The organism is Streptomyces sp. NPDC006872 (assembly GCF_040635845.1).
Classification (GTDB): Bacteria; Actinomycetota; Actinomycetes; order Streptomycetales; family Streptomycetaceae; genus Streptomyces.
In genome coordinates this window covers 66,469-79,249 of sequence record NZ_JBEYIL010000004.1, presented here as the reverse complement: position 1 = coordinate 79,249, position 12,781 = coordinate 66,469, and the positions used below count along the sequence as shown (strand labels likewise).

At 70.3% G+C, this 12,781-nt stretch carries 13 protein-coding genes; 4 read left to right on the top strand and 9 right to left on the bottom strand.

Features of this window, described 5'->3' with window-relative positions:
• Positions 1–7 precede the first annotated feature (7 nt).
• From ABZ725_RS13555 to ABZ725_RS13545, 3 genes are read right to left on the bottom strand one after another with little or no spacing between them, the layout of a single operon-like run.
• A complete protein-coding gene (locus ABZ725_RS13555; RefSeq protein WP_351920112.1) occupies positions 8–787 on the bottom strand; it encodes a carbohydrate ABC transporter permease in 780 nt (259 codons plus the stop codon).
• A gap of 50 nt (positions 788–837) precedes the next feature.
• Positions 838–1,896, bottom strand: a complete 1,059-nt coding sequence (locus ABZ725_RS13550) for a sugar ABC transporter permease (protein ID WP_358802840.1) — start codon at positions 1,894–1,896, stop codon at positions 838–840.
• Position 1,897: 1 nt separating this feature from the next.
• Positions 1,898–3,172 carry an extracellular solute-binding protein gene (locus ABZ725_RS13545; protein WP_358802839.1) on the bottom strand — a complete coding sequence of 425 codons (1,275 nt, stop codon included), beginning with the start codon at positions 3,170–3,172 and terminating at the stop codon, positions 1,898–1,900.
• A gap of 320 nt (positions 3,173–3,492) precedes the next feature.
• On the opposite strand from ABZ725_RS13545, the gene ABZ725_RS13540 reads away from it, so the two are divergent.
• Positions 3,493–4,245, top strand: a complete 753-nt coding sequence (locus ABZ725_RS13540) for a DeoR/GlpR family DNA-binding transcription regulator (protein ID WP_351912198.1) — start codon at positions 3,493–3,495, stop codon at positions 4,243–4,245.
• Positions 4,242–5,603, top strand: coding sequence for a 6-phospho-beta-glucosidase (locus ABZ725_RS13535; protein WP_358802838.1), 1,362 nt, complete (start codon positions 4,242–4,244; stop codon positions 5,601–5,603). The genes ABZ725_RS13540 and ABZ725_RS13535 overlap by 4 nt, the downstream gene beginning before the upstream one ends.
• Here ABZ725_RS13535 and ABZ725_RS13530 read toward each other — a convergent pair.
• Both ABZ725_RS13530 and ABZ725_RS13525 read right to left on the bottom strand, forming a co-directional pair.
• Entirely contained in the window at positions 5,588–6,202 is a 615-nt protein-coding gene (locus ABZ725_RS13530; RefSeq protein ID WP_358802837.1) for a DUF2889 domain-containing protein, read from the bottom strand. The two genes, ABZ725_RS13535 and ABZ725_RS13530, sit on opposite strands and share 16 nt — an antisense overlap.
• Positions 6,199–7,080 carry an enoyl-CoA hydratase-related protein gene (locus ABZ725_RS13525; RefSeq protein ID WP_358802836.1) on the bottom strand — a complete coding sequence of 294 codons (882 nt, stop codon included), beginning with the start codon at positions 7,078–7,080 and terminating at the stop codon, positions 6,199–6,201. Before ABZ725_RS13525 ends, ABZ725_RS13530 begins: the two co-directional genes overlap by 4 nt.
• 139 nt (positions 7,081–7,219) lie before the next feature.
• Here ABZ725_RS13525 and ABZ725_RS13520 point away from each other — a divergent pair, with 139 nt between their 5' ends.
• The gene (locus ABZ725_RS13520) at positions 7,220–8,023 is read left to right on the top strand and encodes an FCD domain-containing protein (protein ID WP_358802835.1); all 804 of its coding nucleotides are present in this window, start codon (positions 7,220–7,222) and stop codon (positions 8,021–8,023) included.
• Positions 8,024–8,125: 102 nt separating this feature from the next.
• On the top strand, positions 8,126–9,307 hold the full coding sequence (locus ABZ725_RS13515) for an amidohydrolase family protein (protein ID WP_358802834.1): 1,182 nt from the start codon (positions 8,126–8,128) through the stop codon (positions 9,305–9,307).
• Positions 9,308–9,347: 40 nt separating this feature from the next.
• On the opposite strand, the gene ABZ725_RS13510 is transcribed toward ABZ725_RS13515, so the two are convergent.
• From ABZ725_RS13510 to ABZ725_RS13495, 4 genes are read right to left on the bottom strand one after another with little or no spacing between them, the layout of a single operon-like run.
• Positions 9,348–10,445, bottom strand: coding sequence for a serine hydrolase domain-containing protein (locus tag ABZ725_RS13510; RefSeq protein ID WP_358802833.1), 1,098 nt, complete (start codon positions 10,443–10,445; stop codon positions 9,348–9,350).
• Positions 10,438–11,874: a class I adenylate-forming enzyme family protein gene (locus ABZ725_RS13505; RefSeq protein WP_358802832.1), complete on the bottom strand. Its 1,437-nt coding sequence runs from the start codon at positions 11,872–11,874 to the stop codon at positions 10,438–10,440. Before ABZ725_RS13505 ends, ABZ725_RS13510 begins: the two co-directional genes overlap by 8 nt.
• A gap of 4 nt (positions 11,875–11,878) precedes the next feature.
• On the bottom strand, positions 11,879–12,328 hold the full coding sequence (locus tag ABZ725_RS13500; RefSeq protein ID WP_358802831.1) for a MaoC/PaaZ C-terminal domain-containing protein: 450 nt from the start codon (positions 12,326–12,328) through the stop codon (positions 11,879–11,881).
• On the bottom strand, positions 12,325–12,771 hold the full coding sequence (locus tag ABZ725_RS13495) for a MaoC family dehydratase N-terminal domain-containing protein (protein WP_358802830.1): 447 nt from the start codon (positions 12,769–12,771) through the stop codon (positions 12,325–12,327). Before ABZ725_RS13495 ends, ABZ725_RS13500 begins: the two co-directional genes overlap by 4 nt.
• Positions 12,772–12,781 lie beyond the last annotated feature (10 nt).

Here is a 12,781-nt window from a genome sequence, read left to right as displayed (position 1 = left end):
CAGGCGGTCAGCGCAGGGCTCCCTTCGTGGCGTCCGCGATGAACCCGCGGGCGAAGAAGGTGAACACCAGCACCAGCGGGATGACCGACAGGAGCACCCCGGCCATCACCATGCTGTAGTCGGTGGAGTGACCGGCGTACAGCTGGGCCAGCGCCACCTGGAGGGTGAGCCGGTCGGGGTTGACCAGCATCACCAACGGCAGGATGTAGTCGTTCCAGGCGGCGATGAAGGTGTAGATGCCGAGGAACGCCAGCGCCGGGCGGACGCACGGCAGCACCACGTGCCAGTACTGGCGGAAGAAGCCGGCGCCCTCGATCCGGGCCGCGTCCAGCAGCTCGTCGGGGACGCTGGTGCTGGTGTACTGGCGCATCCAGAAGATGCCGAAGGCGTTGGCCGCGGCGGGCACGATCAGCGCCTTGAGCGTGCCCAGCCAGCCCAGCTGCACCATGATCTCGTACTGCGGGATGATCGCCAGCTGGGTCGGCAGGATGTACATCGACAGCAGGACGCCGAACAGGATCTTCTTGCCGGGGAAGTCGTACTTGGCGAAGGCGAAGGCCGCCAGGGAGTCGAAGAACAGCACGAGCACGGTCGTGCAGACCGCCACGATCACCGTGTTGAACAGCGACCCGAAGAAATCCATCTTGTCGAACAGGTGCTGGACGTTGGTCACCAGGTTGTCGCCGAACCACAGCTTCGGCGGGTAGCTGTAGATGTCCTGCGAGGTGTTCGTCGCCATGACGACGATCCAGTAGAACGGGAACACCGAGATGACGACACCGGTCATCAGGACGAGGTGGACGGAAAGACCCCGGGCGCGCTTGCGGTTGAGGCTGTTCACGACCGTCGCTCCTTACGCTGCACCAGGCGCCAGTTGACGACGACGATGAGCAGGATCAGCAGGAAGAAGGCCCAGACGATCGCGGCCCCGTAGCCGAAGTCGTTGTTGTCGAAGGCCTGGTGGTAGAAGTACAGCAACGTGGTCAGACCGGCCTGGCCCGGACCGCCGGAGTTGGGGTTGGTGGACGCGTCGCTGCCGAACAGCACCTGCGGTTCGGTGAAGCTCTGCAGGCCGGTGACGGTGGAGATGACCACGGTGAACAGGATGATGGGCCGCAGCAGCGGGATCGTGATGGAGAAGAAGATCCGGACGGGGCCGGCGCCGTCCATCCGGGCGGCCTCGTAGAGCTCCGAGGGGATCGCCTGGAGGCCGGCGAGGTAGATGATCGCGTTGTAGCCGGTCCACTGCCAGGTCATCAGGGCGGCGATCACCAGCTTGATCGTCCACTCGTTGCTCATCCAGGGCACGGCCGACAGGTGCACCGACTTCAGGATGGCGTTGATCAGGCCGAAGTTGTTGCTGAAGATCGCGCCGAAGAAGATCGCGATGGCCACCAGCGAGGTGATGCTGGGGATGAACAGGGCGACCCGGTAGAACGCGGTGAGCCGCTTGGTGGAGTTCACCAGCACCGCGAGCACCAGCGCCAGGATGAGCATCGGCACCGTGGACAGCACCCAGATGACGAGGGTGTTGCGGATGGACAGCCAGAAGACGGGGTCGTCCCAGAGGAAGCGGAACTGCTGGAACCCGACGAACTGCATGTCCCCGATGCCGTCCCACTTCTGGAACGCCAGGTACACGGTGTAGAGCACCGGGAAGAGCATGAAGACCGAGAAGAGCAGGTAGTACGGGGAGATGGCCAGGTACTGCGGCCAGTACCTGGTGGCCCGCCGCCGGGGCCCGGGCCGGGCCCCGGCCGACACCGGCCGGATCCGGCGGCCGGGCCGGCCCGAACCGCCGCGTGGGCGGTCTCGGGCCGGCCGGCCGACGGGTCCGGGGTCGGATCCGGAGGACGGTCCGGTGGCGGCCGGGCCGGCTACCGGGCTTGACGACATGTCACTTCACTCCCTGCCGCTGGGCGATCTGCTTGGCCTGGCTGACGGCGTCCTTCCAGGCCGTGTCGGGGTCCTTGCCCTTGGCCTCGATGCTGGTGAGCTCGCTGTAGAAGGGAGCCGAGACGGCCGCGTCGGCCGGGGCCTCGTAGGCGGCGGGGATCTTCTCGGCCGCCGGTCCGAAGATCTCGATGGTCTTCTGGCCGCCGAAGAAGGCGTCGCCGCCGGTCAGCGCGGGCAGTTTGTAGGCGGCCGGGGCGGTCGGGAACAGGGCCGCGTCGGTGAAGCCGCGGGCCTGGTTCTCGGGGCTGAGGATCCAGCTGATGATCTTGAATGCCTCTTCGGGGTTTCCGCTGGTCGCGGGGATGGCCAGGAAGGACCCGCCGAGGTTGGACGGCCCGCCCGGCAGGCTCGCCACCCGCCACTTGCCCTTGGTGCCCGGGGCGGCGTTGCTGATGTCCAGCGCGTGCCAGGCGGCGCCGATCTCGGTGCCCAGGGTGCCGGAGCCGATCGCCGCGTTCCACGTGTTGTCGTTGATCTTGGCGTCGATGCCGAGGGTGTAGGGCTTCACCGCCGTGGTCCAGGCGGTGCGGATGTGGTCCTGGTCGCCGATGAACTTGCCGTCCTCGTCGATGAACCGGGTGGTTCCCTGGCCGACGACCATGGTGAAGACCGAGCCGATGTTGTTGACGAGGAAGGTCTTGGGCACCGCCTTGTGCAGCTCGACGCCGGCCTTGAAGTAGTCCTCCCAGGTGGCCAGTTGCGCGGAGACCTGGGCGGGGTCGGTGGGCAGTCCGGCCTGCGCGAAGAGGTCCTCGCGGTAGAAGGTGGCGCAGGGGCCGATGTCGATCGGGAAGCCGATGAGCTTGCCGTCCTGGGTGGTGGCCTGCTTCAGCTTCCACGACAGGTACTGCGGGACCAGCTTGTCCGCGCCGACGGTCTTCAGGTCGACGAATCGGTCGGCGTTGGGCAGGAAGGAGGCGATGTCCTCGCCCTTGATCCCGGTGATGTCCGGGGCGGACTGCGCCGCCCGCAGGCCGGTGAGCAGCTTGGTCTTGAAGTCGCCGCCGACCACGGAGGTCTTGAGGCTGATCTCGGAGAAGTGCGTCTTGGCGTCCGCGACGACCTTGTCGCTCAGACCGCCGGCCCAGTACCAGAGGCTCAGGTTCTTGCTGTCCTTGCTGCCGCTCGACCCGGAGCCGCCGCACGCTGCGGTGGCGCCGGCCGCGGCGGCCGTCAGTACGGCGGCCTGGAGGAATCGTCTGCGGGAAAGGTCCACGGTCTTCTCCTAGTTTTCGGCACGTCAAAGAGGGGCCTGGGGCGCGGCGGGGACCGAGTGGCCGAAGGGCATCGGCGTGGTGTGCACCCTTCGGCCACCCGGGGCTTGTGACCTGGTCCTCTCAGACGGTGCCGATGCGTCCATGGCGGCGTAATGCGCCGTTCATCCGCTTCGGCCGACCGGAGTGGGGTCCGGAACAGGCTCCGAATTACGCAAGAGAGTGCACCCGGTGCGCAGGTTTGACAAGGGTCAAGCACGTATCGAGACATTCATGCGTGACTTTGCTTGAGTTTGGCGAGTTCGCGAGTATGGTCTGCCGCATGCTCCCTGACCGAAGACATCAGCTGATCCTGCGTGTCCTGCGCGCGGACGGGCCCACCTCGGCGGTCTCCCTGGCCGAGAAGGTCGGGGCCAGCCAGGCCACCATCCGGCGCGACCTCGTGCAGCTGGAGGAGGAGGGCCTGCTCAAACGCGTCTACGGCGGCGCCGCGCCCGTGGTGGGCGAGGACGACCCGTTCGCCGACGTGGCCGCCGTCCGGGTCGAGGCGAAGGACGCCCTGGCCGCCTGGTGCGCAAACCTCGTCATGGACGGCGAGACGGTTCTGCTCGACATCGGCACCACGGCCCACCGGGTGGCCCGTCATCTGCACGGCCGGTCCCTCACCGTGATCACCAGCAATCTCGCCGTCTACGAGGAGCTCCAGGACGACAAGGACGTCCAGTTGATCCTGTTGGGCGGGGTGGTCCGGCGTGACTACCGCTCGCTGGTCGGCTTCCTGACCGAGGACAACCTGCGGCAGATCCACGCCGACCGGCTGTTCCTCGGCACCAGCGGGGTCCGCCCCGACGGGCAGGTGCTGGACACCACCGCCGTCGAGGTGCCCGTCAAACGGGCGATGATCGCCGCGAGCGCCCAGGTGGTGCTGGTGGCGGACGCCGGGAAGTTCCCGGGCACCGGCATGGCCCGGGTGTGCGGTCCGGAGGAGCTGGACGTCGTGGTGACCAACGCCCCGGGGGACGAGAAGACCTGTAATCGACTGCGTGAGGCGGGAGTTGAGGTGGTCGAAGTATGAGACTCACGATCCTGGGCGGCGGCGGCTTCCGGGTCCCGCTGGTCTACCGCGCGCTGCTGGGCGACCGCGGCCCGGGGCGCGTCACCGAGGTGACCCTGTACGACCTCGACGCCTCCCGGCTGACCACCATCCACAAGGTCCTCGCCGACCAGGCCGCCGGGCACCCCGACGCCCCCGTCGTCACCGTGACCACGGACCTGGACGAGGCGGTGACCGGCGCCGACTTCGTGTTCTCGGCCATCCGCGTCGGCGGGCTCGGCGGACGCGCCGCCGACGAGCGGATCGCCCTGGAGGAGGGCGTCCTGGGCCAGGAGACCGTCGGCGCGGGCGGCATCTCCTACGGGCTGCGCACGGTCCCGGTGGCGGTGGAGATCGCCCGCCGGGTCGCGGCCCTGGCGCCCGACGCCTGGGTCATCAACTTCACCAACCCCGCCGGCATGGTCACCCAGGCCATGACGGCCCATCTCGGCGACCGTGTGATCGGCATCTGCGACTCCCCGGTGGGTCTCGGCCGCCGGGCGGCCGGCGCGATCGGCGCCGACCCGGCTCGCGTCCGCCTGGACTACGTCGGGCTCAACCACCTGGGCTGGCTGTGCGGTCTGTACGCCGACGGCCGGGACCTGCTGCCGGCGCTGTTCGCGGACGAGACGGCCCTGACCTCCTTCGAGGAGGGCAAGCTCTTCGGCGCCGACCTGCTGCGCACGCTCGGGGCGCTGCCGAACGAATACCTGCACTACTACTACTTCAACCGCGAGTCGGTCGGCTCCGCCCTGGCCGCCGAGCAGACCCGGGGCGCCTTCCTCCACTCCCAGCAGCAGCACTTCTACGACTCCCTCGGCACGGCCGAGGGATCGCCGCCGTCCGCGCGGGCCGCCTGGAACGCCTGGGACGCCACCCGGCTGGAGCGCGAGATCACGTACATGGCCGAGAACCGGGACGCCGTCGGCATGGGCGAACGCGACTCCTGCGACCTGGAGTCCGGCGGCTACGAGCAGGTGGCCCTCGCCCTGATGCGGGCCATCGCCCTGGACGAGCGCGTCTCCCTGATCCTCAACGTCCGGGGCCGCGGCCGGATCGACGTCCTCGAGGACGACGACGTCGTCGAGGTCCCCTGCCATGTGGACGCCAACGGCGCCCGGCCCATCGCCGGAGCCCCGCTGCCCGACCACGGCAAGGGCCTGGTGTGCGCGGTCAAGGCCGTCGAGCACGCCGTCATCCACGCCGCCGCCACCGGTGAGCGCGCCCACGCGGTCAAGGCGCTGACCATCCACCCGCTGATCGACTCGTACGCCGTCGCGAAACGGCTGCTCGACGGCTACCAGCGCCACTTCCCCGAACTCGGCTACCTGGGCCGCTGAACCTCCTCCGAGACGCCGTTCGGGTGCTCGAAGGCGTCGAGCGGCGGGACCGGGCGCGGGCCGGACCCCGGACGCCAGCCCAGGTCCAGCTTGCGCAGGCCGACGCCGTCCGGCGCCCAGATGTGGCAGCTGTCGAGCACCCCGGCCGTGGCGCGGGGGCCGTGCGCGGGCTCGCCCGCGGCACGGCGTCGCGCGTTGGCCGACATGGCGGACTGCACCACGGCAGGCCCGAGCACCCGGGCCAGCTCGTAGAGGTGGGAGCAGCCCGAGACGCCGCGGAAGCGCTCCTGGACCGCCCGGTTGTATCCGGCGGCCACGCTGAGTCCGACCAGGCCGTCGAAGGCCGGCGCGATGAGCGGGCACTCGGTGTGCGGGAAGGTCCGCATGTCCGCCGCGGCGGCCGTGATCACCATGTCCGTGCGACGGACGCGCACGACCAGCGTCATCCGGTGGACCGCACCGGCCGGTCCCGGCGCCCACGGCCGCTCGTCGCACAGCTCCGCCTCGACCGAGATCTCGTCGCCCTCCTCCTCGCCGCCCTCCTCCCTGGCGGTGACGGTGATCGTCCGGCGGTGCAGCGGGGGTTCGGCGGGAGTCATGACGCGGTCGCCTCCGATGCGTCCTGCGATTCGTCCTGCGGTGCGTCCTGCGGCTCGGTCGCGCGCTCGCCCAGTCCCGCGAACTCGGGCGGCCTGCGCTCGATGAAGCTGCGCACGCCCTCGCGGTAGTCCGGGGCGCGCTTGGCCGTGGCCAGGAGGGCGGCCGCGTGGTCGCGGGCTTCGGTGAAGGTCCTGGCCTGGTCGTCGGCCAGCTGCCGTTTGATGAGCGACATCGCGTACGGGCTGGCCGAGCGGGCCAGTTCGCCCGCGTAGGCGAGCGCCGCCGGGAGGAGTTCCGCCGGCTCGACCAGTCGGTTGACCAGGCCCATCGCGAGGGCCTCGGCACCGGTGATCCGGCGTGAGGACAGCAGCAGATCGCTGGCGGCACCATGGCCGACCAGCCGGGGCAGGAGCCAGGACACGCCGTCCTCGGCGACCAGCCCGCGCGCGCTGAACGCGGCGGCGAACTTGGCGTGCGGCACGGCGAACCGGACGTCGCACATCAGCGCCTGGTTGAACCCGATGCCCGCGCAGGCGCCGTTGATCGCCGCGACAACGGGCTTCGGGAAGGACATCGGGCGGGTGCGCGGCGGCAGCCGATCGGTGGGCCACGGGCGGGCGCCGGACGAGGCTCCGTCCAGCACGCTCATGTCCATGCCCGGGCAGAAGCTGCGCCCGGCGCCGGTGAGCACCACGGCCCGCACCCGTGGATCGGCCTCGGCGCGGTCGAACAGCTCGTTGTAGAGCAGCTCCGTCTCCAGCGTCCAGGCGTTGTGCCGCTCGGGCCGGTTCAGGGTGAGCAGCATGACCCCGTCGTCGGTGAGTTCGGTGAGTATCACCGGGGTCGGCGGGGTCACCGGGGTCGGGTTCTCGGTCATCGAGGTCTCTCCCACCAGCCTAATAGGTAGATGAATCATCTGTATACCAGAAGTCCCGCCAAGGGAAGATCCACCGATCCCTTGACCTGGTACCCTCGATGCACTAAGACGATTCATTTTGCTATTTGAGGAGCCCACCGTGGCCGAGGCAGCCCGCGCAAGCGAAACGGCGACCGTGCCCGTCCCCGCCCGCAGTCGCGTCGGGCGTCAGGTGCGGGTGCCGAAGACCGCCGAGCTGGTCGCCGCACATCTGCGCCGCCAGATCGTCCGGGGCGAACTGCAGCCCGGCGACGCGCTGCCGCCGGAGTCGGGCCTGATGGAGCAGTTCGGGATCTCCCGGCCGACCCTGCGCGAGGCGTTCCGGGTGCTGGAGTCGGAGTCCCTGATCACGGTCCGCCGCGGCGCCCACGGCGGCGCCCGGGTGAGCGCGCCCGACGCGGAGGTCGCCGCCCGCTTCGCCGGCCTGATCCTCGAGTACCGCGGCGCCACCCTGGGCGACCTGTACCGCGCGGCCGCCATGATCGAGCCGCCCTGCGCCCGCCAGCTCGCGGCGAAGAACACGCCGGACGACATCAAGCGGCTGCGTGACGCGGTGGCCGCCGAGAAGACCGTCCTGGACGACCCGCTCGCACTGGTCGAGGCCCAGGACGCCTTCCACGCGCTGCTGGTCGAGCTCACCGGCAACCAGACCCTGATCCTGCTGTGCAGCATGGTGCGCACCATCATCGACCGCGCCAACGCCTCGTACACCGCGGCCGCCACGGACGCCGAGACCCAGAAGGCGCAGGCCCTGAAGGGGCACCGGGCACATGTGCGACTCGTCGGGCTGATCGAGTCCGGCAAGGCGGACGAGGCGGAGAAGCTGTGGCAGCGGCACATCTCCAGCGCCGACGACGTCGTGAACGCGGCGGGCCCCAAGACGGTGCTCGAACTCCTCGACTGAGCCGACCCCGACACCGCCTGCCGTCACCCCCTTGCCTCAGCGAAACAGTTAGATAATTATAGGAGGCGTACCGATTAGCTCTGGGGTCCGGAGGCGACGGCCATGGCCGAACAGCGCAAGCGCATCTTCGACTGCGACCAGCACATGTACGAGGAGCGGGACTCCTTCACCCGCTACCTTCCCAAGGAGTTCCTCGGTGCGGCTGTCGCGCCGGTGACGCTGCCGGACGGGCGGGAGGTGATCCTCGCCGGGGACCGGATCGTCGTCTGCCTGGAGCCGGAGTTCGGCCAGGTGTACCGCCCGGGTTCGCTGAAGGAGATGCTCAAGGCGATGGCCTCGGGCAACCCCGAGGAGACGTACCAGTTCGAACCGATGCACGAGGCGTACCAGAACCGCGACGCCCGGCTGCGGGTCATGGACGAGCAGGGACTGGACCAGACGATCATGTACCCGGGCGGCTGGGCACTGGTCGCCGAGGAGTATGTGAAGGGCGTCGAGCCGCTCTACGCCAACTACCACTCGTTCAACCGGTACATGAACGAGGTGTGGGGCTTCGACCACCAGAGCCGCATCTACGCCCCCGCGCTGCTCTCGCTGCGCGATCTGCCCAGCGCCGTCAAGGAGTTGGAGTACGTCCTGGAGCAGGGCGCCCGCTTCATCCTGCTGCCCACCGGGCCGGTGTACGGCCGCTCGCCGGGCGACCCGTACTTCGACCCGTTCTGGAAACTGGTCAACGAGGCCAAGGCCAGCGTCTGTTACCACATCAGCGAGTTCTACTACAACTCGCAGGTGGCGCCCTCATGGGGCTTCGACCCCCACCCCATCCACTTCCGGATGTCGGCGTGGCAGTGGCAGAACACCTACGGCCAGCGGCCCATCGAGGAGACGCTCTCCGCGCTCATCTTCGACAACCTCTTCGGCCGCTTCCCCGACATCAACGTCCTGGTGTCCGAGTTCGGCGCCGAGTGGGTGCCGCACTTCGTGCGCCACATGGACAAGAGCCGGGGCATGGGCCGCAACGGCCCTTGGATCGGCGGGCAGTTGGAGGAGCGGCCCAGCCAGGTCTTCCGCAAGCACGTCCGCGTGGTGCCCTACCCGGAGGACGACACGGTGAGCCTGGTGAAGCGCCTCGGCCACCACGAGTCCATCGTGATGGGCTCCGACTTCCCGCACGCGGAGGGCCTGGCCAACCCGGCGGACTTCCGCAAGCTCATCTCGGAGCTGGACGAGTCCGTGCAGGACGACATCATGTACCACAACGCCCAGCAGCTGATCAGCCGCTGAGCGTCGTGGAACCTCGCCTGGCGGCGGGCCCGGTCCGGCTCTAGCGGACCAGGCCCGCCGCCAGGTTCGCCATGTCGGCGAGAAACGCGGCGCCGTGCGGGGAGTGGTCGTAGCCGGCCAGCGGGTAGCCGTTGCTCAGACAGGCGAAGGACAGGCCCGACTCCGGGTCCATGAAGCCGAGTTGGTACGCCGCTCCGGCGCTGCCGAACAGCGCGGGCGACCCGGTCGACGGCAGTTGGCTGCCCGCGTCGGGGCCTGCCACGGTCACGAACAGCCCCATGCTGGTGCGCCGGCTGCCGCCGCCGCCGTAGATCTGCTCGCCGTACGGGTGGTCGGTCAGCCGGATCCGCCGCCCCTCCGCCACCGCCTCCGCCTTCCACAGGCCCGAGTGCTCCAGCGCCTGGAAGTAGAGCGCGACGTCGGCGGCCGTGCCGACGAGCGCGTGGCTGGGCTCGCCGGCCGCTAGGACGCGCGGGTCGGCCAGATACCAGGGGCCCCACGGGTCCGGCTCCTGGTCGTCGTCGGTGCGGTCCGTCGCGACCATCGGGGCGACGGTCGCCGACTGCCGGTCCTCCGGGACGCCCAGCTCGATCGACGACAGGCCGAGGGGCCGGACGATCCGCTCGTGCAGATAGTCGGCGAAGGCCAGACCCGTGCGCCGCTCGACGATCTCGGCGATCAGCCAGGCCGCCGAGGTGAGGTGGAACTGGAAGCGGCTGCCCGGCGGGCAGTCGAGCCGCCAGCGCCCGAAGGCGGCGAGCCGCTGCTCACGGTCGAGCATCTTGGGGTACCCGAGGGGCGCGAAGGGGAAGCCGGCGGTGTGCGTGAGCACCTGCTCGACCGTCACCACGTCCTTCCCGTTCGGCGCGAACTCCGGGATGATCGCGGCGACTTGCTCCCCCACGTCCAGGAGCCCGTCGCCGATCAGCTTCCACACCGCGCCCGCGACGATCGACCGTCCGACGGACTGGAGAACGTACCGGGTGCCGGGGTCGGCGTCGCCGTAGGTCTCGAAGGCCGCCAACCGCCCTTCATGAGCGACGGCGACCTGTGCGGACGGCAAGGGGCCCTGCTCGACCTCCCGGCGGATCCGGCTCAGCAGGGTGTCGAGGCGGAGCGGGTCGACCGTGTCAGGCACGTGTTCCTCCTTCGTGCGGCTCCCGCAGCCGGCTGCGGACGAGCTTGCCGTTGGCGTTGCGCGGCAGGTCGTCCACGAACCACCAGCGGACGGGGACCTTGAACCCGGACAGCCGGGCGCGGGTATGACTTCTGAGCGCCGTCGGCTGCGGCGGGGCGTCGGGATCGGCCGGTACGACGAAGGCGACGACGGTCTGGCCGAGCCGCTCGTCGGGCACGCCCGTCACCGCCGCGTCCGCCACGGCGGGATGCGCGGCGAGGACCGTCTCCACCTCCAGCGGATGGACGTTCTCGCCACCGCGGATGATCATGTCGGTGCGCCGGCCGAGGAGGTAGAGGTAGCCGTCGTCCGCGATCCGGCCCAGGTCGCCGCTGTGCAGCCAGCCCTCGGCGTCGATCCGGAAGAAATGGTCGGCGCGGGCGTGGATCTCGCCGATGCCGTCGGGCCCGGGATCGTCGACCCTGACCTCGACCCCGGGAGCGGGCCGCCCCACCGAGCGCAGCAGTTCGGTGCGTCCGGCGATCGCCTCCCGGTGGTCCTCGGGGGTGAGCACGCTGATCGGCGAGCCCTCGGTCTGGCCGAACATGTTGAGCATGCGGACGCCGGGCATCGCCTCGTACGTCCGACGCAGAGTGCCGGGGCGGACGGGCGCGCCGCCGTACTGGAGGACCCGCAGCGTTTCGTGGCGGGCCTCGCCGGCGGACAGGAGAGTCTCCAGCATCGCCGGGACCATGCTGGTGTGCGTGGCCCCGAGGCGCCGCAGCAGGGCCCAGCCCTCGACGGTGAACCGGGGCAGGCCGGTGATCAGCGCGCCCGCGGCGAGCGCGACGGCGATGTTGCCGAGGCCCGCGATGTGGTGGAAGGGGGCGCTGCCGCCGTAGAAGCTGTCGGGGTCGAGCGCGCACAGCTCGCCGTTGACGCGGGCGCGGGCGGCCAGGCGTCGTTGGGTCATGGGGACGGGCTTGGGCCGTCCGGTCGTACCGGAGGTGTGCAGGACGGCGGCGAGTTCGTCGGGGGCGGCGGTCAACTCCCGTTCCGTAGACCGTAGTTCGGGGACGACCGCGACCCTTCGGCCGGAGAGTTCGGCGACCTGTCTGCCGAGCTCGGCGAACTCGGGCTGCACGAGCAGGACTTGCCCCCGCGTCTCCTGGACGACGGCGGCGATCTCGTACGCGGTCGTGCGGACGCCCAGCGGGGCGAGCGGATGGCCGGACCCGGCGCCGCCGATGACGAGCGCCAGGGCTTCGGCGGAGGTGGCGACCAGCGCCGGGACCGGTGTGCCGGGCTCCAGCCCGAGCGTGTCCAGCCAGTCGGCCGCGCCGCCGGCCCGGTCGAGGAGTTCGCGACCGGTCCAGGTCAGGTCGCCGAACCGGGCGGCGGGTCGGGCGTGGTCGTAGGCCCGGCTCACCATGGCGGTCCAGGTGGCCACCTCGTCACTGCTCCAGGCGGGCCGCCGCGGTGCCGCTGACCACCTCGACGCCGTTCTGGTTGACCGCGGTGAGGGAGAAGCGGGCGACCGGCCCGGTCGACGCCTCCTCGGCGGACTGGGCGTACTCGGCGTACTCCACGGACTCGACGGTCACCGTGGCGGTGAGGGTGTCGCCGGGCCAGACCTGGGCCTTGAAACGCACCCCGTAGCTGAGCAGGGCCTCGATGCCGACCCAGTCGGTGAGCACGCGTGCGGCCATGCCCATCGTCATCATCCCGTGGGCGAAGACGCCCGGATATCCGGCGACCTCGGTGGCGAACACCTCGTCGGTGTGCACGGGGTTGTAGTCGCCGCCGGCGCCCGCGTACTGGACGATCCGGGTGCGCTTCAGGTCCTCGACGAGCACGCGCTCGCGGCTCTCCCCGACCTTGACGTCGTCGATGCGCAGGGTCATCGGCCCTCGTCCTTCCTGGTGACCGGCCCCTCGGGCACGACGGCCACCTGACGGGCCGTGACGACCGGTTCGCCGGCCGCGTCCCGGTACTCGGTGATCCGCTCGCTGAACAGCAGTCGTCCGCTGCGGCCCCGCTTCTCCCAGCTTCCGCCCGGTACGACGTGGGCGTACAGCGTCTCGCCCACGCGCACCGGACGGTGGTACTCGTAGTGCTGCTCGGCGTGCAGGCCCCCGCCCCACTCCGGCATCACCCCCGGCTCACGACCCGAGCCGAACCACTCCTGTCCGGCTCCTGGGCGCATCCGGTAGTCCGGGTCGTACTGGGCGCTCGCGATGGTGAAGGTCGGCGGGGCGAACTCCGCGTACGAGGGGTTCTCGTCGCCGATGGCGCGGGCGAACATCATGATGTGCCCCGCCTCGACGGGGAACGGTTGCGCTGTCATCTCGTCAACT